This window comes from Nostoc sp. UIC 10890 (genome assembly GCF_054786515.1).
This window is the reverse complement of record NZ_JBSGKF010000001.1, coordinates 1,400,336-1,423,025: the sequence shown is the minus strand read 5'-3', so window position 1 is coordinate 1,423,025 and position 22,690 is coordinate 1,400,336. Positions and strand designations below refer to the sequence as shown.

The window sequence follows — 22,690 nt, the reverse complement described above, 5'->3', positions numbered from 1 at the left end:
AGGGCAAACGTATCTAATGTTTACTACAGGTCGCTTGAATATTTAGACTTAGCCCTGTTTTCTCCCTTTGAGAGAATGCAATCACCGAAAGAGTTGTGAAGCTTACATCAAGATTCCCGACTTATTGGAAAAGTCGGGAATTTGAGCATCAGAAGTTTTTGAACACACATTTAACTGTTAGAAAATGCCTAGAAGAATGATAACAGTCAGCCCACAGAAAGCAAGCAAAGAGATAATCAGAATGTTGCCTATACTGTGATCGGAAGTTGTTAACTTATGTGTATTGGTAGCCATATAAATCAACCAGATTTAAACAACCTTGCTGAAATTATAACTAGGGTAAATCAAGATTAGTCTATCTCTGAACAAAAATTGATTTTAATTCGTGGAGCTTAACGAACCATTCTAAGCTTTTGCTGCTATATTTTCTGCGCTAACATACCCTACGTGTATTTCAAAAATCAAATACTAGTCCTATAAGTACAGGAATGTTAACATTCTAAAATAATAAAAAAAGTAATGATTTACAAGTCTTACCGAGCTTGAGAGATAAATATTGACCTTATCGGTGTGCTGATAATCTGATAGATGTAAATTGTTGATATAATCAAGTTTAATCAAGAATTTGAGGGCATGATAGATTGCGCCCAAAATATTATTATGCAGTTATTTACTAACATCTATCAAAAGAAATAATAATTGTATTCCTTTAGTTAGATCCAAAAATACTGAGTCATAGATACTTTAAGTAAAGTAGAACATGATTTAAGTGCCTGCTGAAAAGTTGATACTTGTAGGTACACAGATAAATATAATTTATCTGTGTTATTTCGTGTTTATATGTGGTTCAAGAAAAGGTAGAGGCCTATTTGTCTCACCTTGAAAGTTAACAATGCAAACATCGTCATCTAGTGGAGTTGCCATGTCTGAATTGCTGCAAGCAGTCTTAGATAGTGAAGAAAGAAGTGATTTACGTTCCTTTATTAGTGAATTACGCCAACAAGAAAAGAAGTACTTGCTGCGGAACGACATACTCAATGTGTATAGTGAGTATTGCTCTAAGTCCCAAAAACCTGAAGCTTTTTATACTTCCTCGGAGTTAGGCAAACTTATTTACTATACTCAGGAAATAATTCAGGAGGACTCAAACTTCTGTTTCATTATCCGTTCTAAGATTGCTAGCCAAGAAGTTTATTGGTTGACATCAGACTTGAGCATTGAGCCGATGACGGTGCAGGATTTGCTGGATTTGCGCGATCGCTTGGTGAACAAATATCATCCCAACGAGGGTGACCTGTTAGAATTGGACTTCGGCCCGTTTTATGACTACACCCCAACTATCCGCGATCCCAAAAATATTGGTAAAGGGGTACAATTTCTCAACCGCTATCTATCCAGCAAAATATTTCAAGACTCCAAACAATTGCTGGACAGCTTATTGAATTTCTTGCGCCTGCACCACTACAACGGTGTGCAACTGCTAGTCAACGATCGCATTCAATCACAACAGCAACTTTCCGAGCAAGTAAAAAAAGCTATCGGTTTTGTTAATAATCGCCCCGAAGAAGAACCCTACGAACAATTCCGATTCCAATTGCAGTCAATGGGTTTTGAGCCAGGTTGGGGTAACACCGCAGCGCGAGTGCGAGAAACTTTAAATATTCTCGATGAATTGATTGATTCTGCCGATCCCCAGACCCTAGAAGCTTTCATTTCTCGTATCCCGATGATTTTTAGAATCGTCTTGGTGTCAGCTCACGGTTGGTTTGGGCAAGAGGGGGTTTTAGGGCGTCCCGATACCGGCGGTCAGGTAGTTTATGTCCTTGACCAGGCAAAGAGCCTAGAGAAGCAGCTACAAGAAGATGTCCTGCTTGCGGGTTTAGAGAAATTGAATGTCGAGCCAAAGGTAATTATTCTCACCCGCTTGATTCCCAATAGTGATGGTACTCTTTGTAATCAACGGCTAGAAAAAGTCCTTGGTACCGAAAATGCCTGGATTTTGCGAGTGCCTTTACGGGAATTTAACCCTAACATGACTCAAAACTGGATTTCCCGGTTTGAGTTTTGGCCTTATCTAGAAACTTTTGCCATTGATTCCGAAAGAGAACTACGGGCAGAATTTCACGGCACACCTGACTTAATAGTTGGAAACTATACTGATGGGAATTTAATAGCATTCTTGTTGGCGCGACGGCTGAAAGTTACTCAATGCAATGTTGCCCATGCTTTGGAAAAATCTAAATACTTGTTCAGTAACCTCTACTGGCAAGAATTGGAGGATAAATATCATTTTTCCTTGCAATTCACCGCTGATTTGATTGCTATGAATGCTGCCAATTTTGTGATCAGCAGCACTTACCAAGAAATTGTTGGAACACCGGATAGTGTGGGACAGTATGAGTCTTATAAGTGTTTCACCATGCCGGAGTTGTACCATGTGACCAATGGCATTGAATTATTTAGTCCCAAATTTAATGTTGTGCCGCCTGGAGTAAACGAAAATAATTACTTCCCCTACACCCGAAATAAAGACCGGGTAGAGAGCGATCGCCAACGCCTTGCAGAAACCCTATTTACTCTGGAAGACCCCACACAAATCTTTGGTAAACTCGACGATCCTAGCAAGCGCCCTCTCTTCTCAATGGCGCGTCTTGACCACATCAAAAACCTCACAGGTTTAGCTGAATGTTATGGTCAAAGTAAAGAATTACAAGAGCATTGCAACTTAATTTTGGTAGCGGGTAAATTACGCGTCGAAGAATCAGGCGACAACGAAGAACGTGACGAAATTATCAAACTCTACCAAATAATTGACCAGTACAATCTCCACGGAAAGATTCGTTGGTTGGGTGTGCGCCTGACTAAAAATGATTCTGGTGAAATTTACCGAGTGATTGCCGATCATCAGGGAATTTTTGTACAACCAGCTTTATTTGAAGCTTTTGGTTTGACAATTTTAGAGTCAATGGTTTCAGGATTACCGACTTTTGCCACACAGTTTGGTGGGCCATTAGAGATTATTCAAGATAAGGTTAATGGCTTTTTGATTAACCCGACAAATTTAGAGGAAACAGCCACCAAAATTGTAGACTTCATCACTAAATGCGAACAAAATCCTAACTATTGGAGTGAAATTTCCCAGCGAGGAATTGACCGAGTTTACAGCACCTATACTTGGAAAATTCACACTAGCAAGTTGTTATCATTAGCACGGATTTATGGCTTCTGGAACTTTACCTCAAAGGAAAATCGGGAAGATTTGTTGCGCTATATCGAGGCTTTGTTCTATTTAATTTACAAGCCAAGAGCGCAACAGCTATTAGAGCAGCATAAGTACCGTTAGTTTGTCATTTGTCATTTGTCATTAGCCAAGGACTAAGGGCTAAGGACAAATGACTAAATTGTTAATGCCCGCCAGGTTCGTTGACCAACTACTCCATCTGTTGCTAAATTCCGCTGATTTTGAAAGGCTTTGACAGCAGTCTCTGTCAGTGCGCCATAAATCCCATCCACTCTGACGGTATAACCATTAGACACTAACAGCCGTTGTAAGACTCTTACAGCAACACCAGAGCTACCGAAATAAAGAGTCGGCATAGGTTGGCTACTAAACTTCTGGAACCGTCCTGTAGCCTTTGCACGGACTTTACCTCCAGCCTGAGCATATTTCTTAGACTCACCTAAGTTAGAAGAAGCTAGGAACTGATTCTTTTTGCCGATTTTCTTCAGTATGTGTTCTTTTGTTAGTGCGATCGCTGAGGGAGAAGCCTGGGAAACCTCATCTGTCTGCATAAATTCAGGTGGTGTGACTTGAGCAGTCATTTCTAACTGACTCTGTTTTGACTGGTTTACGTCATTTTCCATCTGAAATAATTGCTGCTGTGGCAAATTGGCCCCAGATGCTTGTCTTATTGTTAACACGCCCGTCATCATCAGGCCAATTTCACTCATTGTAGTTCATTTTACTTCAAGCAATATTTCTTTTAACTAACAACATTGCTGTTGTCCGGGATAGTTCATGCTGACCAAATAAAAAATCATGTACTAATTTTTTCAGATAATATTATCAGGCTCATATTTTCTCACCTCCTATTCCCTTTAATCAGACTAATATTATTAGCTTTGTGCTTTTTTTATCTTTAATCCAGGCATCAATTTTTCAAATATGATATTTAAATCAACGGTTTAGACAATAACATACTATATGATCATCTGGGAATGTTATGAAACCAATTTGCCTAATTGTCTTCGGGTAGTGCTTGGTATGCTGATGCTACTTTTATCATATTTATACTGCTACAAAAAATACTGCTATATTCACTGAGTCAGGTTTTTAAGCATTCATCAATGCAACATTTGACAACAAAATCAATTGTTAATTACAAAAAAAATGTCCTCTCTCAGAGGTTATTTTGAAGAAGAAGCCAGCATTCAGAAATCAGAATTCAGAAACTCTGGAAGTCTTCAGCCATAATTCCTAAATATCTACTTTTTTATGAAATTTTTCTCGGAAAGCGCATACTTTAGCTTCAAAATAATGAAACCGCACAACGTTGTTGCACGGTCTTAAATTTTAACTAGAGTTTAGATTACTGCATGACAAAGTTACATGGGGGCACGGAAAAAATGTCTATACAATTCTCTTGCCTAGCTTATGTTAATTTTTATAACATTTTTAAATCTTGAGAAAAGAAGCACCTTAATAAAACAGGAATCAGAATTCTGAATTCTGAATTCTGAATACTTTACCTTTTTTCATCTCGCCATAAAGCAATACCACCTAATAAACCAGTGATATTGGGGATGAGTTTGACATTTAACGGTAGCTGTAAATTCACTCTCACAGCTTCACCACCGCCAATGTAAAGGTAATCATAATTGAACAGATGTTGCAAAGATGCGATCGCTTTTTCTAAACGCCTATTCCATCTTTTATCACCAATTTTTTCTAACTCTGCACGCCCCAACTGCTGCTCGAAAGTCTCACCTTTGCGAAACGGATGATGCCCCATTTCCATATTCGGCACTAGCTTACCATCTATAAATAAAGCCGAACCAAACCCTGTACCCAGAGTAATCACCATTTCTAGACCTTTACCTGCGATCGCACCAAACCCCTGCATATCTGCATCATTAATCACCCGCACAGGCTTGTTTAAATGTTTTAATAATGCTGTTTCCAAATCAAATCCGATCCAATCTGGATGTAAGTTTACCGCTGTTTCTGTGACTCCACACCGCACCACACCAGGAAAACCGACCGAAACGCGATGAAATTCACCTTGAGCCGCCGCCAACACAACAATTGCATTAATTACAACCTCCGGTGTAGCAGGTTGGGGTGTATCTAAACGCACTCTTTCGGTTACAGGATGCCCCGTGATATCCAAAACCATTGCCTTAACGCCACTACCACCAATATCAACCGATAGGGTACGAATCGATCCATTTTCTTCAACCATTGAGTTACATCCTTGTTAATGCTTGGCTTGGTATTTCGTTATTATGCTCTGTTGAATTTGATAATATCTGGATGTTTGGAGAGTCTTTATATTGGGGGGAGTGCGGAGATAGGGGAGAAATCAATTCAAAATTCAAAATTAAAGAACTTCTGCCTCTGCCTCCTGCCTCCTGCCTCCTTTTTCCCAATGCCCTAAAATATAAATTTAACTAATATGCATAGTTTCATTCCACCAGAACGCTTTTTTCCCTACCTCACCTGGACTGATATTCAGGCAATGCCAGATAAGGAAAACGTGGTAATCATCCAGCCTGTAGGGGCAATTGAGCAACATGGCCCTCATCTACCCTTGATTGTAGATGCTGCGATCGGTGTGGGGGTGCTGGGAAAAGCAATGGAAAAGCTGGATGCCAGTATTCCCGCTTATGCTTTACCAAACCTTTATTATGGCAAATCTAACGAACACTGGCACTTTCCCGGTACGATTACCCTGAGTACGGCAACTCTCACGGCAATCATTATGGAAGTGGGAGAAAGTATTTACCGGGCTGGCTTTAGAAAACTGGTGTTAATGAACTCCCACGGCGGACAACCCCAAGTTATGCAAATGGCGGCGCGAGATTTGCACGTTAAATATGATGACTTTTTGGTATTTCCGCTGTTTACTTGGCGCGTGCCTCATATTACTAAAGATTTATTGACTCCGAAAGAGGCAGCGCTAGGAATGCACGCTGGAGACGCTGAAACTAGCATTATGTTATCGATTTTGCCAGAACAAGTGAAGCTAGAGAAAGCTGTTGCAGAATATCCACCAGAACAGTCAGAAAGTACTTTACTGAGTTGGGAGGGTAAGTTACCTGTGGCTTGGGTGACGCGAGATATCAGTAAAAGTGGAGTGATTGGCGACGCGACAACCGCAACAAAAGAAAAAGGCGATCGCATCCTCGAATCTGTCGCTAACGGTTGGGTACAAGTTATTCAAGATATTTATGCCTATCGACAACCAAAAGTAGACGAGAGATAGACCCTTTTTACTCAAAGTTAAAAATCCAATACATTCAATGCAGGACAGCATCTAGATTTGCTAATGTAAGAATAATGGAAATAGTACTAGCGTCGCTGCTGAAAATCTATCGGGTAGCAAATTTCTATTGAAAGTAATATTAAGAGAAAGAATTATGACAACATTTGAACCCAAGAGCCTCCGCTCTTATAGCCAAGAAGATGTTCAGCAAATTCTGCACTTAGCGATCGCTCGTCAGGCTGATGACAAAGACACAGAATTTTCTTATGAACAGATATTAGAAATTGCTGCTGAGTTAGAAATTTCACCTGAATCTTTAAAATTAGCAGAGCGTGATTGGGTAGTCCAACAGGGCCAAGTCCAACAGCGAAAAGCTTTTGACACATACCGTATCAGAAGATTTCAGAAGCGTATAGGCAATTATGCAATTTTCAATGGCTTTTTGATACTGGTTGATTTAATTGCTGGTGGCGGAATTTCTTGGTCGCTGTATATTTTACTATTCTGCGGATTACCTGTAGGGTTGGATGTCTGGAATACCTTTCAAATCAAAGGTGAAGAGTATGAAATGGCATTCCAAAAGTGGAGTCGTAACCATCAAATTAAGAAAACCATCAGCACCGTTTTGAATAAGTGGTTTAAGGCATTGCAGGCTTAGGAGATTTTCTGGCGTAAGCGTCTGTGTAGTGTCTCGTAAAGGTTGTTTGAAAAGTAATCTTGTCGGTATCAAAAATTTTAGATCCCCAAAATCCCCCTTTTTAACTATCTCCAAACTCTCTCCTAAAAGGAGCTACGGTGTACACACAAGTCAAAAGAAGATCAATTTCTCATTGTTCTCTCGTTTATCTCGTTCCTATGCTCTGCATAGGAATGCCTAATTAGGGGCTGCTGCCTCTAGTCAGATATTGAGTCAGAGACTCAATGAATGCATTCCCAGTCGGAGCCTGGGAACGAGGAAATGCTTATCAAGCTAGGTTTTTAGGACTTGTGTGTACACCGTAGCCTTTTAGGAGAGAGGCTTTGAATTGTTCCCCCTTCCCGCTTCGGGAAGGGGTTAGGTCTATTTGCACACCTGTACCTCACCGGATTGAAAATGGCTATATGTGGGAGACGGCGCGTGTAGCTTGCTTCCCCATAGGGATATGCTTATATCAATATTTCGGCCATTACCATTGTGAAAAAGGGTGTTTTACTAGATTGCTGTTGAAATATCTGAAGTCATCAGAAACTTCTTCTCCAATCCAGGTTGGTAGTTCAATTTGTTGGTTTTCATCACTGAGTTCAACTTCTGCTAAAATTAGTCCTTTATTAACACCATCAAACTCATCTATTTCCCAAATTAAACCGCCCGACTCTATTTTATATCTGATTTTTTCTATAAAGGGACGTTCACACAACGTCTCAAGCATTTCTTGAGCATCTTCAAGAGGAATAGGATACTCAAACTCTAATCTGGAATATTTAATATTAGGGCCTTTAATTGTCAAATAACTTTTTTCTCCTACTATACGTATACGCACAGTCCCTTTGTCTTGTGTGGTAATGTATCCTTGACGATAAACAATACCCTCAGCTAATCCTCTCCAGCTATCTCCTCTCACTAAATATTTCCGCTCTATTTCTTTTGCCATTTTATTTCTTTGCTTTATGTATTAAACAATAGTGTTCTTATACAAATTCTATATGAGGTGGCGCTTTATTCATTTAGGGGAAAGCCGTTTCTCTACGAGACGCTCCTTGTAGCTTGCTTCGATCTAGGAGTATGCGTCTACATGAATTGCCCCTACCGTAAAACACGGGTTTCAGCTATTGTTTGCGTAAGTCTTAATTCAGTAAAGTCATATTCAAAAAATAATACCATACGATCGCCAAATTTACTGGCATCATTACTTTAGCTGCTCAGTCCCCAACCCCTTATTCAAATATTTGATACTTATATGCAATAACTCAGTAAATTTTCTTTTTGCAGTTGTTCTTTCGCTAAAGCCAATGCTTGATGAGCATTTTTAAATTTTGTTTCATCTATAAATTTATTACCAAAGCGCTTTAAATAAGCTTCCAGATACCGAATACGTAAGCGTGGATCAGCCGGACTCTGAAGAAAGGGAAGGTCAGCTTCAACCATAAACCGGATAGCCAACAAGGGAATAGGGCTACGAAGTGGACGAAAGTTTGGGTTGTGCAAACCAGGACTGTCATTACGTTTATGAAATTCTCCTATCATCAGTCCTGACTCAACAAACAAAGGTTTAAGTTTTTGTTGGACACTATCTATTAGTTTAGTAGCGTCTTCTATATGAACGTCAGGAAAGATAAGTAAAAAAGCTTTATTGATTGCTAATTCCTGCTCTTTAATATCCATCTCAAGAAAGATATCTCGGTAGCGTCCAACCACCTCTTCTAATTGTTCTGAATACAAATCTTTTGTGCGAATAACTGCCAGACGAATAGTATTTGACTTGAGAGATAAAGGTACAAAAGGGCAAACTGCACCGGTTCTTCCTAAGTTAGGATGAGGCCTTCCTAAAAAATTTTTCACCCAATCCATAATTTCAATTAAGTAAGGAAGGTCTTCATGTTGCTGGAGTTGTTCGATTTCACGAGTTGTATATAGTTGCATGAGCTTGAGTGAAATGGATTAATTGTTTAATTCTGAATCCAATTTAATGTGAAGTTGCACATATCTTGATCCCCCTAAATCCCCCTTAAAAAGGGGGACTTTGAATTCCCCCCTTTATAAGGGGGGCTAGGGGGGATCGAATTCTATGCAGCTTCATAAAGAATTGGTATGAATCCAAAATTAGTTTTATAATATTATGTATCGGGGACTAATTATTATCTAAATAAACAAAAAAAGCCTTGAAGTTTTTTATTTTGGCTTCATCTGTGGCTTGTGGTAGATAAAATTTTTCTACCATTTTTGTGAATTTAAACAATTTTACGCCAATCAATACACAAACTTATTTTTGTATCAAGCAACTTGTGTTCATTAATTTTTGGCATTTTCGTCAGAATACATATGTATTATCCAGTAGATGCTCGGATTTTTTTACACTCTTAAGTTTCTATTATTTTTAACAAAACAATTATAAAGTTTATATCTAAATACTTATTCTTACTGTAAAATTTTAATATTGACTTGATAACAACTGTAAAGCTATTATCAAGTTAGTATGATTTTTATTTAAGTAAAATATTAAAATTAAGTCCAATTTTATTGAAAGGACAAAGGGATGGGGAGGCTGGATGATCTGCTGCTTCTAGTGTTCCCCGTATCCCTACTGTTAAAGCTTCCTTCTTCGTAGGGGTATGCAGACTTGTTAGCACAGCCTCTCATGGAGTAGAGGCTGTGCTATTGGGGGAAACCGACCCTCAGGCAACTCTTGGCAACGCATTGGTTCCCTGATAAACAAATTGGATATTTTTTGAATTGGAAGGCCTTATTTATCAACAAATTCTTTCACCACTGCCATAGCATCAGGAGGAATCTGGGTAATTAAGCGAAATGGGAATGCGGGAGTTGAAGCAAACTGGGCATAATCTGATGTCAGAAACACAGCGTAGTTTTTAGCTTCTGGAGTCATCTGTGCAGCAAAGGCCAAAGCTATAGCTTTAACGTACTTACGTACATCAGCGGCTTGTTCACCCACAACTTCACCGCCACTAATGGGTGTATTCGGTTGTCCTGCCTGATCCAAAGTGGTACTGGGATCTTTTACACTTAGATGAGTACCCCCAAGTATACCAGCTAACCATTTTGGGGATGGAATTTTGTCAAATCCCACAATTTGTTCAGTTAAAGCTGGGGTGGTTTTATCTGCGGAACCTGCTAATACTAGGCTAGGAACTTGCACCTTAGTTAACCCAGTTTTGCCAAAAATCAGAGAAGTTGTTGGATTAAGAGCGATCGCCTGTTTGATTCTAGTATCTCGTAGTTGATAGCTATTTTCTGGCAATTCTTCAGCGATGCACTGCATACCTTCTGCCAGACTCAAGCTAGTCAAGTTCTTTTTGCAGCGTTGTTTGAGTTGTTCCAGTTGTAACTCGGCTCCAGCAATTGTTAAAGCTGTACCACCACCAAAAGAATAGCCAACAACCATCGCGTTCGTAGTTGCAAGTTTCCCAACAAGGGGATTATTAGCCGTTTGGTTGAGCTTTTCTAATTCGTCGAGAACAAAACTAATATCTTGAGGACGATCCAAAAACTCTTGAGGCTTTACAATTCTGGTTTTACCTTGCAATGCCAAATTAGTATTTGCCTCATTACTACCGGGATGTTCTAAAGCTGCTACTACATAACCGTGGGATGCTAAATGTTCTGCTAGGTAACGCAAGTCCGTGCGGACTGAACCGAAGCCGTGAGAAAAGACAATTACGGGTTTGTCGGGAGTTGCAGCAGTTGACCAGTAAACATCAACTGGGATTTTGCGGTCACGCTTTTGGTCATTTAGGCTTAAGTTGAGTATTTTTACTTGGGCGCTTCCTGGTTGACTCGGATCAAAAGGGAAAGCAACCTGTGGTGTTCTAGGCTGTGGTGTTATGGGGTCGAGTTGGGGAGCGATCGCTAGCATAAATTGTTGAGTACGCCAAAAAGCTGTATTTAAACTCCCTGCAACCACAAAAGCCTGTGGCAAATCAATTTCTAGGCGTTTACTGGGATAAGCGGCGATAAAACTCAGTATAGAAAGACCCTGCGGTGCAGTAGAGCCTAATACCAATCCTGCTCTCAGTGCTTGTACCCCAGCTTTGTCCTTTCGGGCTAAAGCTGTAGCAAAGTCATTGAGAATAGTTGTGCCAATCTGGGTATTAACTAACCGATTAATGGTGACAACATTCATCGGTATATTCATACCCAGCGCCCCTAAGAAAAAGCGGCGTTGTTCTTCAGATAATCCTTTAGCATAAGGCTGCAAACTTCCAGGTAATTTTCCAGTTTTTGAAGCCTTTTGCAACTCAGCAAGAGAGATGGATTCTGTAAATAAACCCAAACGCACCACAACTGTGTCAGCCGCAATGGCCGAAGCATTTGTCCCGAACGATGTAAGTATAATCGCACCAAAGAAACCCGCAACTGTCTTAAGACTTCCCCAACTTATTCCCATAAATATTTATACCAAGTGTTACTTACGGGAATATAACGGATATTTGTGTATTTGACTACCCCATTAATTGTCTAAAAATAAAAGTAGATTTTTTCCTGAACTTGATTGCGATGTCTGCGACGGGCTATTCGGCGTCGCCCTGATCTCCTCAAAGTAACTGCTGATCCAAACAGAGCCACATCAAAAGCATAACAAAAGCAACAAATTGTAGAATTTATCACAGCTAAAAAATTGAGCATAAATCAGTGTTAACAGCCACAAAAGCTCGATTGTTTCTCAGCTAGGTTTAATACTGTAACAGCGACAATCAAAAATTATTTATTCAGAGTAACTAGATTTATGTATGGGATCAAAAAAATAGTGGTAATTCTATCTCAACAAGAGGGATGGAAGGAATAAGCCGCCTGCCGATTTAGAGGTTATTTTGAAAGTATTCCACTGTAATTTTAGGCACTTTTAGATCCCCCCTAGCCCCCTTAAAAAGCTACCGTGTATACACAAGTAGAATTACCCCCCTTAATCTAAAAATGACTTTTAGAACGTGTTGCAGAGGTGTTGCAGGTGGATAGTCTTACTGCTGTAGCTGCATTATCATTACTCATCAAATTCTACTAGCCGCCTCAAAACTTTTTCTTAGATTTATGCGTCACAGACTCCGCTATATTTTAATTTTTCTGCTCTCACTGAGTATTATTACACTGTGGTGGCCTGTGAATAACTCTGATTGCAATTTCGAGACTTTTCTCGCATCAAAAACTACAAAATTCCAAGTACGCGCTACTAAAGTTATTGTTCAGCCGTGGCGTGGCCGCCACCATGTATATGGAATATTTATGATTCCTGATGAATACAAACAATCTCCATTTTTTGTGTTAACAGTCCAAGGTGCTGGCAGTTATTGTTCAAAACAATTTGGTTATAGAAAAAACTTTAATGATATCTTGGCTGAACCAGGCACTTATCTGGTGAGGAAATTTATTAGAACTCGAACAGCTCTGCGGCTTATTCTCCAAGGTTTGTACTTCCAGATAAACAATAAAGATAACTGGACGTTAACTTTCCCTGAACCAAACACTAGTACCGCAAGGCGGAATTAAAAATTAAAAATTAAAAATTAAAAATGAAGACAGCGTAAGGGTTTTGTTGATTGGAAATAGGTGGTTTATTTCCGCTGTGCTGTACTAGTCAAGATAATTCATAATTCATGAATCAGTTTGGTGTTTGAGTTTCCAAAACTTCGGTCTTCTCTAATAAGGCACTAGTCGCATTGACTACAATCTGTGCTGCTCCTGTGAAGAACGATCGCTCGATAGTCGCTGGAACATCGCTAGGTTGATGATAGTGGGGAGTGCGTAAATTTGCGGTATCCGTCACCAGCACAGCACCCACGCCCTGATACCAAAATGGTGCATGGTCGCTACGTAAGGTATCGGGTGTCAGTAAACCTTTAAAAGGAATCGGCAGTGTCAATACTGCTGGCAGATTTGATTCTTCTTTATTCAGGGCGATTGAGGGGACGTTCTGCGAGTTTTGAAAGGCATTCAGTAAAGGCAAATGTTCTGTATCACCAACTACTGCCAAAAAGTCGCCCTTGTCGCTAGGTGGGGTAACAGGCAATCCGGCAGGGTATTTTTGACACCCAGGAGTGTAACATGCATAACCTACCATATCCATAACGATCGCTCCGCCTAAATTTTGCAAGCGTGCTGTCTTGCTCACAAAAGCCTGACTACCCAAAAGTCCTATTTCCTCCTGGTCAAAAAAAGCTAGCTGTAACGTCCGTGGCGTGGGACGAGAACCGAGTAACCGAGCTACTTCCAGCAATACGGCTATACCGCTGGCATTATCATCAGCACCGGGGGATGAAGCAACAGTGTCGTAATGCGCTCCCACAAGAATTGCTTTAGCGGCAATGCTCGTTCCTGCGCGTTCGGCAAAAATATTCACACCGTCAGAGAACTTTTCTAATTTAGGTTTCCAGCCTAATTTTGTGAGTTCAGTTGTGATATAAGTGCGAGTAAGCGATCGCTCTTTTGTTGTGTAGCGCTGAAAATTTAACTTTTGGATATGGTTTAACAGCCTGTCAGCAGACACTTGCGGCGCACTGTCAACTTTTTTTAGCTCTGGCTGTGGTTGGGGTGTTTCCACTGGAATGCGCTCAACAATTTCTGGTGAGGGACGCTGTTCAAAAAATGTGCCACCTCTGCTACCCACCACCGCAACTGCCATCAGTACCAACAGCATCAGCCAAATCCATTTTTTCATGTAATTTATCCTTGGCTTCCAGACTTAGGGTAGCGCAAATCCCTAGTCAGAATGAATTAATCATCGTCTAGATCAACATCAAAATTTTATAATAAAGTCTCAGTAGTTTTTTGTTGTTCTGTCTCCCCTTTCCAGCAATTCCGAAGAAATACTGATTGACTACTTCTGCCTCTTTCAAGAAATAGTTCTATTTTCTAGATTTTCCTAATTTGTTGAAAGACTTCAATATAGGTTGAGACTTTAACACTGAAGCTGCATATTCCGCGATAATCTTATGACCAGCAGTTGTAGGATGAATGCTGTCCCAGAACAAGAATTTGTCGGGGTTGGTCTTACATTCAAATGATGGAGTAGAAGCTGGTATAGTTATTAAAACTGAGCTTCCTATGCAAGAGTCAAGCACATTTGTAAACTTATCTTGTCTAGAATTAGCTAAAAGCTGTTTAAATAAATAATTAACATCTAAAAAAATGATGTTTACATTATTTAGTTCTTGGCTTAAAGAATTGAGGCTTTTAATCAACTCGACATTATATTCAGTGGCCGAATCATTGAGTTGTGTGGAGTTTACACTATTTCTTGTCCCTGGTAAGTCTCCCAAATTGAATAAATTAGCCACTAGGATATTTTTAGCCCCAACATTGGCAAGAGCACGCACCGCTGTTGATATATTTGTAACTGGCTGGCTAGGATTTACAGCACTTTGAGAGTAAAGGAAATCATTCGTACCGCCCCATACGATATAAAGTGCGTTTGGGTTAACCGACTTATTAACTTCTGTAAATTTCTTAATCTGAGATAAAACTCCTGTTAAATATAAACCAGGTATAGGAGGTATAGTAACGTTATATAACCCAGATTTAGCACCACCAACAGCAAGGTTAGTAATGCCAGAAAGATTTAAGCCCATATCTTGTGCAAGATATTCTACCCAGACTGGCCCATTAGAAAAACGTCCATCTTTGTAAGGTTGGGGGGGAATACCTATACCCAATTCACTTTCTGTGATATTGTAATAATTTCCATCATCAGAATAACTATCACCAAAGATATAAATCTGTTCAAAATCAGCAGCTTCTACCTTCAGTGTAAACACGAATGAAAATAAGCAAATTGCTGCCGTTAAAATTGTATTCTTCATAAGATTTTCCTCATGTGTTTGAGCAACTTTATAAATTAAATTACTGGGCAATAGAAACTCAAAGAGTGATTCCAGTAGTTTTGTTTTCTATGAAGTAAAAAAACTACGGATTTTGATTTAATAGGTAGAGTTAGAGCTGGTTCGCATCTGATTTTAAGTCCTGCATTTTGTACTTTATTTATTTGCAGTTTTCTGTAATTGATTGAAATTGTTTGAGATTTAGCTATTAACTATTGATTGAGAAAGACAGAAAACAATAATAAAGCTTTTGTATTTTTAAAGATAGTTGGCTAATAATTATTAGCCTTTAATGAAATTACTAATTTATAGTTAAGCAAGCCGTTGATTTTGACTATAATCTACACTAAAAAATAATGGTTTAAAGACCATTTATAAAGTAACCCTTAAATTTCTAGATGCGTTCAAGCAGCGCATAACGCACCTAGAAATATGTTGCGTTACGGCTAAATTAGGGTTTCTAAAATCCTCAAATTCTTAGAGGTTGTTTGAAAAGTAGTATGTTGTGATTTTAATCGAATTATTACCCCCCTTAGTCCCCCCTTATAAAGGGTGGAAACAATAAAATCCAGTTCCCTCCCCTTTATAAGGGGAGGGCTAGGGTGGGGTAAAAAAATTTTATACATCAATCATGACTTTTCAAACATCCTCTTACATAGCCGTAACATACCTACTTAATATTTAATTTATAAATAGGCTCTTATAATTTTAGTTAAATCTTACTACATAAGTTTTTGTTTAATTTAGTTAAATCAAGACTTTACTGCTAGATTGACAACTTTATTGTTAATTCAAAGCCTCAATAGAAATTCATTTTATTAGAAGCAACTAGCAATGAATATTTAATATCAGTTTCAAACTTTCAAGTCAATAAAAATGCAACAAATATAGATTTTATTAAACCATCTAAGACCTACACAGCCGTTATATAGCAATCCGATTTGATTTGGAGAATCACTCGTAGAGGTAAGGGACTGGGGATTGGGGAACTCGGGGCCCCCTCTGGGGATTAGGGGCAATGGGGACTGGGAAGAAGGAATAAAGGTGTACTGAGTTTTTTCAGAAATCAAATATGAGTCCTATATACTCTACTTAATATTTACTAAATAGGCTCTAAGGGAAAAGTACTTATCAATCGACAGATGGCTCGTTGGAAGCATCTCACTTTTGTAAAAAGCCTAGCGAATGGAATTCGCGGCTACACGGGACAAAACCTGCCTACGCGGGTTTCCAATTTCTTAAGTCCGCGCAGGCGGACGAAAGTTTGTGTAGCCGCGATTTCTAATCGCCAGGTATATTTGCTTTCTTCTTTCCTCATAAGTAAACATCAAGTTTGACGCTTTGTCTTTTGACAGCGATCGCAACTTTAGTTAAAGTGCCGCACTAGAGGAGTACTGAGTACTCAGTACTGAGCAAAGAAGAAGAGAAAAAAGTTCTTCTTAATTCTTCAAAATCTTTATTTTTAGACTCAGGACTCATGACTCAGAACTCAGGACTTTTTTTATGGTAGACTTACTGCTGATTTCAATCCTGGGGTTCCTGGGGAGTTTTGGACATTGCTTTGGGATGTGTGGCCCTCTAACAGTGGCGTTTTCCCTGTCTCATCAGCCAAAAATAGCGCAAACAGTCTCCTTGGGACGGACATCAACCTTAGAAAAGACCGACACTTGGCAACAGCAATTAAAATTTCATATTCTGCTAAACCTGGGGCGGATGTTGAGCTACGCTCTAGTCGGTGCTGGCATTGGGGCGCTGGGTTCAGTATTGCTGCAAGGTGGACAGCTAGCGGGTGTTGGCAGTGACTTCCGGCGCTGGATGGCAATTCTAACTGGTGTAATGCTGATTTGGTTTGGCTTAGGACAAATAAAACCCGATTTACTGCCACGCATTCCCGTATTACATCCCCTATTGCAAGGTAGTTTACACGATCGCCTCAGCAGCGGAATGGTTAAACTTTCCTTAAAAACCAAATGGTGGACACCAATGCTTTTGGGGATGACTTGGGGTTTAATGCCCTGTGGTTTCCTGTATGCTGCCCAAATTAAAGCTGCTGAAACTGGCAATTTATGGATGGGTACAGCGACTATGCTGGCTTTTGGCTTGGGAACCCTACCGACGATGCTAGGTGTAGGCGTTTCAACATCATTGGTAAGTAAAGACAGGCGCAGCCAGTTGTTTCGATTAGGCGGTTGGGTGACGCTCACCATTGGCGTCATCACCTTATTGCGGACTGGTGACACAATGGTAGATTACACCGGACACGCCGCTTTAATTTGTTTAATTTTGGCGCTAATTGCGCGTCCCATTAGTGGCTTATGGGCTTCACCACTGCGTTATCGCCGGGGCTTGGGAGTGGGATCTTTTGTGCTTTCTGTGGTTCACACCGTCCACATGATAGAACACTCATTGCAATGGAATTTTGCCGCCTTTTATTTTCTGCCGCCAGAATTTCAGTGGGGTATGGCTGCGGGTGCTGTAGCATTGGTATTAATGTCCCCCGCCGCTTTAACGAGTTGGGAATCTTTGCAAAAATCTTTGGGCAAGCGTTGGCGACAGATTCATCTATTGGGTGTGCCAGCCTTGCTCTTGAGCGCCATTCATGCTGTGTTGATTGGTTCCCATTACCTGGGTTCCTTGCAATCAACTTGGGGAAATAAATTAGCAGCAGTACTGATGGGAATTATTACCCTCGGTGTATTGATGGTGCGATCGCGCTTTTTTTGGTCAAAGTTAGCCTTAGAAAAGTTTTATGTTCCCCCAACCAAATCGCGGTAAATCATCCTTATTTTCTGGCTCCATTCCAACGAGTCAAAAACAGAGGCGTTACCCACTCAAAAACATTTCTTGGCAGAGTCAAGGAACAATAAAGTATTTATTATTCCTGAGTTGCTTAGTTATATCAATAACTAATCTGCACCCTGCATCTGCTCATAAAGTGGAAGTATCCGGAGATGTCGGTGGTACTCTCCACATTGAACCAAATGATAATCCCCGTGCTGGAGAACCCTCTCAAGCTTGGTTTGCCCTTACCCGCAGAGGTGGAAGGGTGATTCCCCTTTCACAGTGTAATTGTCAGTTGGCTGTTTATGCCCAACCATACGCAGCCGGAGAGCCACCACTCCTAGAACCACAGTTAGAACCTGTCTCAGCTGAACGCTATAAAGGCATCCCAGGAGCAGAAGTTGTCTTTCCCAAGCCAGGGATTTATGAGTTGCAACTAAATGGGAAACCAGCCTCCGGGGCAAGATTCAAACCCTTTAACTTCAAATTTGAAGTTACTGTAGCAGGGGGATCTACACAGAATTCACGAAACCTACGAGATGTCAATGGTGATTTGGTAGAGGGTGAATCTCAAAAATTACCAACTTGGGCGATCGCACTTCCAATCCTCGGATTTATCGGCATATTAGTCGTAGTACTGCAAAATATGAGGCGGAGTGGGGAGTAAGTAGGGAGATGAGGGAGCAGGGGAAGCAGGGGAAGCAGGGGGAGCAGGGGAAGCAGGGGAAGCAAATAATTATTATTCTTTCCTATTCCCCATTCCCCATTCCCCATTCCCCATTCCCCATTCCCCATTCCCCATTCCCCATTCCCCATTCCCCATTCCCCATTCCCCATTCCCCATTCCCCATTCCCCTCTTATTTATGTCGCTTTTGATGCCACTGCCACGCATGAGTGACAATATCTTGGATGGATAGATACTGAGGTTGCCAGCCTAAGATTGTTCTGGCTTTCTCGCTGGTACCGATGAGAATTGGGGGATCGCCAGGCCGGCGATCGCGTTCTTCTACTGGTATGGAAATTCCTGTCACTTCTTCGGCTGCGGCAATGACTTCTCTGACGGAGAAACCGCTTCCATTACCCAAATTAAAAACTTCGCTATCGCCACCTTTTAATAAATATTCCAATCCCAAAATATGGGCATCTGCTAAATCGTTGACATGAATATAATCGCGAATACAAGTACCATCGGGTGTGGGGTAATCGGTGCCGAAAATTGAGATGGATTCTCTTTTACCTAAAGCGGTCATTAGCACCAAGGGAATCAAATGGGTTTCTGGGTTGTGATCCTCGCCCAGTAAGCCATTGGGATTAGCACCAGCAGCATTAAAATAGCGGAAACGCACTGATTGGAAACCGTAAGCAACATCAAAATCAGAGAGAATCCGCTCTACCATTAGCTTTGTAGCGCCATAAGGATTAATCGGATTTTGGGGATGGGTTTCTGGAATGGGCACGAATTCTGGTACCCCGTAGGTGGCACAGGTAGAAGAGAAGACAAATTTCTTCACAGATGCCGCCAGCATCGCTTCTAACAGGGTGAAAGTACCAAGGACATTATTCCGGTAATATTTGGCTGGGTCAGTCACCGATTCTCCTACGTAGGCGTAAGCAGAAAAGTGCATCACAGCAGAAATATCGTGAGTTTTAAATATGTCATCTAGCAAAGCGCGATCGCCTGTATCCCCAACGATCAGTTCTACCTCTAAAACCTTTTCTACAAGTTCACGATGCCCATAGACCAGATTATCAAGGATGACAACGTTATAACCCGCTTGCTTCAAGGCAAGTACTGTATGGGAACCAATATATCCAGCTCCCCCTGTTACCAAAATGGTAGGCTTTCCAGGCGACATAGTTTTTCCTTTTGAGTGGATTACTCAATTAATTTAGTTTACCGGTGCTACATTACTCTTCTGGAAAATTATAAATAATAGGCGCAGTGTCAAAAAATTGCACTAAAATCACTACGACGGTAGTAGTCTTTGGGTGTGAGGTTTGAAGTATTTTAAGTCAAACAGTGCGATTACAATTTGACAATCAAATAAATCCATTTCCCGGAACCTCTCGGTTGGCCCTTACGGGTGACGTTTATAGCGTCGCTAAAACTAGGAAGTCGCCAGTTGTTTTATACAGGGAAATTATGCACGGTAGTTCCTTCTGGGAAGCCACTCCGTTGCGGGGGTTACCTCCCGTAAAAGGCAGTGGCGGGGGAAACCCAATCAAAAAAGTGAACTGCCTCACCACCACACTGGCTCACCGCACCAGAAAATTTGAGAGTTAATCTATGTTTCTATTGCTAAGCCGGGTACTACTGTGGCTGCTGATTGGCACTATCGTATATTCTCTGTTCCAGAGATTTTATCCCTCTGGAACTTTTGTAGGGCGATTAATCTTAGTCGTTATCTTGGTAATCGTAGCCCTGTCATTTCTTAACCCCAATGAACCAGCTGTGGCGTCGTTGTGGAGGATGATATCTTTTCCACTCAAGCCTCTAGGAGCTTCTGTTTTACTGATGATTCTTGCCGCTCAGAAAATCAAAGGAGGTGGAATAGAGAAACCAGGAGGATACTTTATAGGTTGGTCACTGACGATTTTGCTGTTGGCAAGTACACCAGCAGTCGCCTATTTTCTTTATAGAGCACCTCTAGCAATGACAGGTGAAACATCTGTAGCAAGTGCCGCACCAATATCTGGGACACTGGTAGCATTAGGGCAACAAACCACTGCCGTGAATATCTCTGATGTGACTGGGGATAGCATTCTTTCTTATAATTTGAGAGTGCCGCCCTACCTATTACAAGGAAATCCTCAAGATATTCGCACACGCGGTTTACGGCTTGAAGACTTTGTACCAAATTCAGAAACGTTGCTATTGACAACAAGAACTTGGGAAAGTTATCTCGCTGAAGTTTACAGGTTCTTGCGTGTTCAGCGGTAATAAAGTAAAAAAAGGGGGTAAAGGGTAAAGGGCAAAGGGCAAAGGGTTGAATTAGTTAGCCGACTGTCCCCAAATAGGTTTTTACCCTTCCCCATTCCCCATTCCCCATTCCCTCTGCATAGCTGCCTGCTGGGACTAGCAGTTAATCTATGATGATAAAGTTGCAAAATTGCTTGAATGGCAAAATCTCGACGACTCGCTAAACTCGGTGCTTACCTACGACCCCATTGGCAGGAAATGTCTTTGGGCATTCTGGCTTTGTTGTCTGTTAATGCACTGGGTGTTTATATCCCTTGGTTGATTCGTGCTGGTGTCGATAAACTCTCGACAACCTTCAGCTGGAACCAAATACTACATTACGTAGTGATCATTGTCTTGCTCAGTTCGGCAATGTGGCTAATGCGGATGGCATCCCGCATTTGGCTATTTGGGGTGGGGCGGCAGGTAGAATTTGACCTGAAACAACGGATTTTTGAACACTTACTAAAGCTGGAGCCGGCTTATTTTGCCAGTAATACTGCTGGCGATTTGATTAATCGGGCTACCAGTGATGTGGACAATATCAAGCGTTTATTGGGTTTTGCAGTTTTGAGTTTGGCAAATACTGTGTTTGCCTACGCCCTGACACTGCCTGTAATGCTGGCCATTAGTGTGGATCTCACACTAGCGTCCCTGGCAGTGTACCCTTTTATGCTCTTACTGGTGAGTCTGTTTAGCGATCGCTTACGCAAACAACAAGCAGCAGTCCAAGAGCAACTCTCTGACATCAGCGAACTCATTCAGGAGGATATCAGTGGCATTGCCTTAATTAAAATCTATGCTCAAGAAGCTAATGAGCGTCGAGCTTTTGCTAAGAAAAATCAGCAGCTATTGACTGCTAACTTAGAACTGGCAAAAATCCGAAATACACTGTTTCCGTTAATTGGCGGGCTGGCTAATGTCAGTTCACTGGTGATTATCTGGCTAGGGGCGGCGCGGATGTCTTCTGGAACCCTTCAGGTTGGCGACTTTTTAGCACTGTTAATTTATGTCGAGCGTCTGGTTTTCCCCACAGCCCTTTTAGGATTCACAATTACTGCCTACCAACGGGGTGAAGTTAGTATAGATCGCCTTGAATCTATTCTCTCTGTCACACCGAAAGTTAAAGATGCAGCCGATGCGATACATCTACCGATGGCTGAACTTAAAGGGGAACTAACAGCTAAAAATCTTACCTACAATTACCCTGGTTCCACTACTCCAGCTTTAGCAAATATTAACTTTACCATTGCTCCTGGAGAAACTGTAGCGATTGTTGGGGCAATTGGTTCGGGGAAATCTACTTTGGCCAATGCTTTGCCGCGCTTGCTGGATATTGAATCAGGACAATTGTTTTTAGATGGGCTGGATATTACTAAAATAGCTTTGACAGATTTACGATCTGCGATCGCCTACGTTCCTCAAGATAGCTTTCTATTTAGCACCACAATCAAAAATAATATCCGCTATGGCGATCCAGTTAGCCAACAAGAGCAGATAGAATATGTTGCTAAACTTGCTCAAATTGAATCAGAAATTAACAATTTTCCCCAGCAATACGAAACTATTGTTGGTGAACGCGGTATTACTCTTTCTGGCGGTCAGCGACAACGGACTGCTTTAGCTAGGGCAATGCTGGTCAATGCGCCAGTGTTAATTTTAGATGATGCTCTCTCTAGTGTGGATAATCAAACAGCCACACAAATCCTCAACAATCTTTCCAGTGGTACAGACCGCAAAACAGTAATTTTTATTACCCATCAATTATCCGCGGCGGCGGCGGCTGATCGAATTTTTGTGATGGAAAAGGGAAAAATTGTTCAAATCGGAAATCATTTAGAACTTTTGCAACAACAGGGTTTATACAGAACTTTGTGGAGCCAACATCAAGTTGAGGAATTACTGCGGTGATATCTTCCACCACTGATTCGGAGTAAT

The 22,690-nt window shown here is 41.0% G+C and carries 17 protein-coding genes; 9 read left to right on the top strand and 8 right to left on the bottom strand.

Annotation, left to right across the window (positions count from 1 at the left end):
- Positions 1-922 precede the first annotated feature (922 nt).
- Positions 923-3,343 (top strand): sucrose synthase, encoded by a 2,421-nt coding sequence (locus ACWATR_RS05650; RefSeq protein WP_460340217.1) that lies wholly within the window; start codon positions 923-925, stop codon positions 3,341-3,343.
- Positions 3,344-3,396: 53 nt separating this feature from the next.
- Here the strand turns inward: ACWATR_RS05650 and ACWATR_RS05645 are convergent, their stop codons facing one another.
- A complete protein-coding gene (locus ACWATR_RS05645; protein ID WP_460330265.1) occupies positions 3,397-3,951 on the bottom strand; it encodes a peptidoglycan-binding domain-containing protein in 555 nt (184 codons plus the stop codon).
- Between the two features lie 794 nt (positions 3,952-4,745).
- Positions 4,746-5,462, bottom strand: coding sequence for an ROK family protein (locus ACWATR_RS05640; protein WP_069069648.1), 717 nt, complete (start codon positions 5,460-5,462; stop codon positions 4,746-4,748).
- A 213-nt stretch (positions 5,463-5,675) separates the two neighbouring features.
- Here ACWATR_RS05640 and ACWATR_RS05635 point away from each other — a divergent pair, with 213 nt between their 5' ends.
- Positions 5,676-6,485 carry a creatininase family protein gene (locus ACWATR_RS05635; protein ID WP_460330262.1) on the top strand — a complete coding sequence of 270 codons (810 nt, stop codon included), beginning with the start codon at positions 5,676-5,678 and terminating at the stop codon, positions 6,483-6,485.
- A 154-nt stretch (positions 6,486-6,639) separates the two neighbouring features.
- A complete protein-coding gene (locus ACWATR_RS05630; RefSeq protein ID WP_460330259.1) occupies positions 6,640-7,143 on the top strand; it encodes a 2TM domain-containing protein in 504 nt (167 codons plus the stop codon).
- Positions 7,144-7,651: 508 nt separating this feature from the next.
- On the opposite strand, the gene ACWATR_RS05625 is transcribed toward ACWATR_RS05630, so the two are convergent.
- The 3 genes from ACWATR_RS05625 to ACWATR_RS05615 all read right to left on the bottom strand — a co-directional run bounded on the left by ACWATR_RS05625 (position 7,652) and on the right by ACWATR_RS05615 (position 11,587).
- A complete protein-coding gene (locus tag ACWATR_RS05625; RefSeq protein WP_460330257.1) occupies positions 7,652-8,116 on the bottom strand; it encodes a CYTH domain-containing protein in 465 nt (154 codons plus the stop codon).
- A gap of 302 nt (positions 8,117-8,418) precedes the next feature.
- Positions 8,419-9,105: a DUF6875 domain-containing protein gene (locus ACWATR_RS05620; RefSeq protein WP_460330255.1), complete on the bottom strand. Its 687-nt coding sequence runs from the start codon at positions 9,103-9,105 to the stop codon at positions 8,419-8,421.
- 820 nt (positions 9,106-9,925) lie between these two features.
- Positions 9,926-11,587, bottom strand: a complete 1,662-nt coding sequence (locus ACWATR_RS05615; protein WP_460330252.1) for an alpha/beta hydrolase — start codon at positions 11,585-11,587, stop codon at positions 9,926-9,928.
- A 641-nt stretch (positions 11,588-12,228) separates the two neighbouring features.
- On the opposite strand from ACWATR_RS05615, the gene ACWATR_RS05610 reads away from it, so the two are divergent.
- Entirely contained in the window at positions 12,229-12,684 is a 456-nt protein-coding gene (locus tag ACWATR_RS05610) for a hypothetical protein (RefSeq protein WP_460330249.1), read from the top strand.
- Between the two features lie 112 nt (positions 12,685-12,796).
- Here the strand turns inward: ACWATR_RS05610 and ACWATR_RS05605 are convergent, their stop codons facing one another.
- Complete coding sequence (locus ACWATR_RS05605) at positions 12,797-13,852, bottom strand: M28 family peptidase (RefSeq protein WP_460330246.1); 1,056 nt, start codon at positions 13,850-13,852, stop codon at positions 12,797-12,799.
- 187 nt (positions 13,853-14,039) lie between these two features.
- A complete protein-coding gene (locus tag ACWATR_RS05600; protein ID WP_460330243.1) occupies positions 14,040-14,993 on the bottom strand; it encodes an SGNH/GDSL hydrolase family protein in 954 nt (317 codons plus the stop codon).
- A gap of 1,521 nt (positions 14,994-16,514) precedes the next feature.
- Here ACWATR_RS05600 and ACWATR_RS05595 point away from each other — a divergent pair.
- Entirely contained in the window at positions 16,515-17,786 is a 1,272-nt protein-coding gene (locus ACWATR_RS05595; protein ID WP_460330241.1) for an urease accessory protein UreH domain-containing protein, read from the top strand.
- Positions 17,761-18,459 (top strand): hypothetical protein, encoded by a 699-nt coding sequence (locus ACWATR_RS05590; RefSeq protein WP_460330238.1) that lies wholly within the window; start codon positions 17,761-17,763, stop codon positions 18,457-18,459. The genes ACWATR_RS05595 and ACWATR_RS05590 overlap by 26 nt, the downstream gene beginning before the upstream one ends.
- A 191-nt stretch (positions 18,460-18,650) precedes the next feature.
- Here ACWATR_RS05590 and galE read toward each other — a convergent pair whose 3' ends face one another.
- On the bottom strand, positions 18,651-19,649 hold the full coding sequence (galE, locus tag ACWATR_RS05585; RefSeq protein ID WP_460330236.1) for a UDP-glucose 4-epimerase GalE: 999 nt from the start codon (positions 19,647-19,649) through the stop codon (positions 18,651-18,653).
- A 164-nt stretch (positions 19,650-19,813) separates the two neighbouring features.
- Between galE and ACWATR_RS05580 the strand changes: the two genes are divergently transcribed.
- The 3 genes from ACWATR_RS05580 (at position 19,814) to ACWATR_RS05570 (ending at position 22,663) form a co-directional block, all read left to right on the top strand.
- Positions 19,814-20,077, top strand: coding sequence for a hypothetical protein (locus tag ACWATR_RS05580; RefSeq protein ID WP_460330233.1), 264 nt, complete (start codon positions 19,814-19,816; stop codon positions 20,075-20,077).
- Positions 20,078-20,080: 3 nt separating this feature from the next.
- Entirely contained in the window at positions 20,081-20,734 is a 654-nt protein-coding gene (fraI, locus tag ACWATR_RS05575) for a septal nanopore formation protein FraI (RefSeq protein WP_460330230.1), read from the top strand.
- Positions 20,735-20,911: 177 nt separating this feature from the next.
- Positions 20,912-22,663: an ABC transporter ATP-binding protein gene (locus ACWATR_RS05570; protein WP_460330228.1), complete on the top strand. Its 1,752-nt coding sequence runs from the start codon at positions 20,912-20,914 to the stop codon at positions 22,661-22,663.
- The last annotated feature ends 27 nt before the right edge of the window (positions 22,664-22,690 follow it).

Excerpts from the sequence above, each read along its gene's own strand:
- ACWATR_RS05615 (WP_460330252.1), bottom strand. The coding sequence starts at position 11,587 with ATGGGAATAAGTTGGGGAAGTCTTAAGACAGTTGCGGGTTTCTTTGGT.
- ACWATR_RS05625 (WP_460330257.1), bottom strand. The coding sequence starts at position 8,116 with ATGGCAAAAGAAATAGAGCGGAAATATTTAGTGAGAGGAGATAGCTGG.
- ACWATR_RS05610 (WP_460330249.1), top strand. The coding sequence starts at position 12,229 with ATGCGTCACAGACTCCGCTATATTTTAATTTTTCTGCTCTCACTGAGT.
- ACWATR_RS05620 (WP_460330255.1), bottom strand. The coding sequence starts at position 9,105 with ATGCAACTATATACAACTCGTGAAATCGAACAACTCCAGCAACATGAA.
- ACWATR_RS05605 (WP_460330246.1), bottom strand. The coding sequence starts at position 13,852 with ATGAAAAAATGGATTTGGCTGATGCTGTTGGTACTGATGGCAGTTGCG.
- ACWATR_RS05645 (WP_460330265.1), bottom strand. The coding sequence starts at position 3,951 with ATGAGTGAAATTGGCCTGATGATGACGGGCGTGTTAACAATAAGACAA.
- galE (WP_460330236.1), bottom strand. The coding sequence starts at position 19,649 with ATGTCGCCTGGAAAGCCTACCATTTTGGTAACAGGGGGAGCTGGATAT.
- fraI (WP_460330230.1), top strand. The coding sequence starts at position 20,081 with ATGTTTCTATTGCTAAGCCGGGTACTACTGTGGCTGCTGATTGGCACT.
- ACWATR_RS05635 (WP_460330262.1), top strand. The coding sequence starts at position 5,676 with ATGCATAGTTTCATTCCACCAGAACGCTTTTTTCCCTACCTCACCTGG.
- ACWATR_RS05640 (WP_069069648.1), bottom strand. The coding sequence starts at position 5,462 with ATGGTTGAAGAAAATGGATCGATTCGTACCCTATCGGTTGATATTGGT.
- ACWATR_RS05630 (WP_460330259.1), top strand. The coding sequence starts at position 6,640 with ATGACAACATTTGAACCCAAGAGCCTCCGCTCTTATAGCCAAGAAGAT.
- ACWATR_RS05570 (WP_460330228.1), top strand. The coding sequence starts at position 20,912 with ATGGCAAAATCTCGACGACTCGCTAAACTCGGTGCTTACCTACGACCC.
- ACWATR_RS05595 (WP_460330241.1), top strand. The coding sequence starts at position 16,515 with ATGGTAGACTTACTGCTGATTTCAATCCTGGGGTTCCTGGGGAGTTTT.
- ACWATR_RS05650 (WP_460340217.1), top strand. The coding sequence starts at position 923 with ATGTCTGAATTGCTGCAAGCAGTCTTAGATAGTGAAGAAAGAAGTGAT.
- ACWATR_RS05600 (WP_460330243.1), bottom strand. The coding sequence starts at position 14,993 with ATGAAGAATACAATTTTAACGGCAGCAATTTGCTTATTTTCATTCGTG.
- ACWATR_RS05590 (WP_460330238.1), top strand. The coding sequence starts at position 17,761 with ATGTTCCCCCAACCAAATCGCGGTAAATCATCCTTATTTTCTGGCTCC.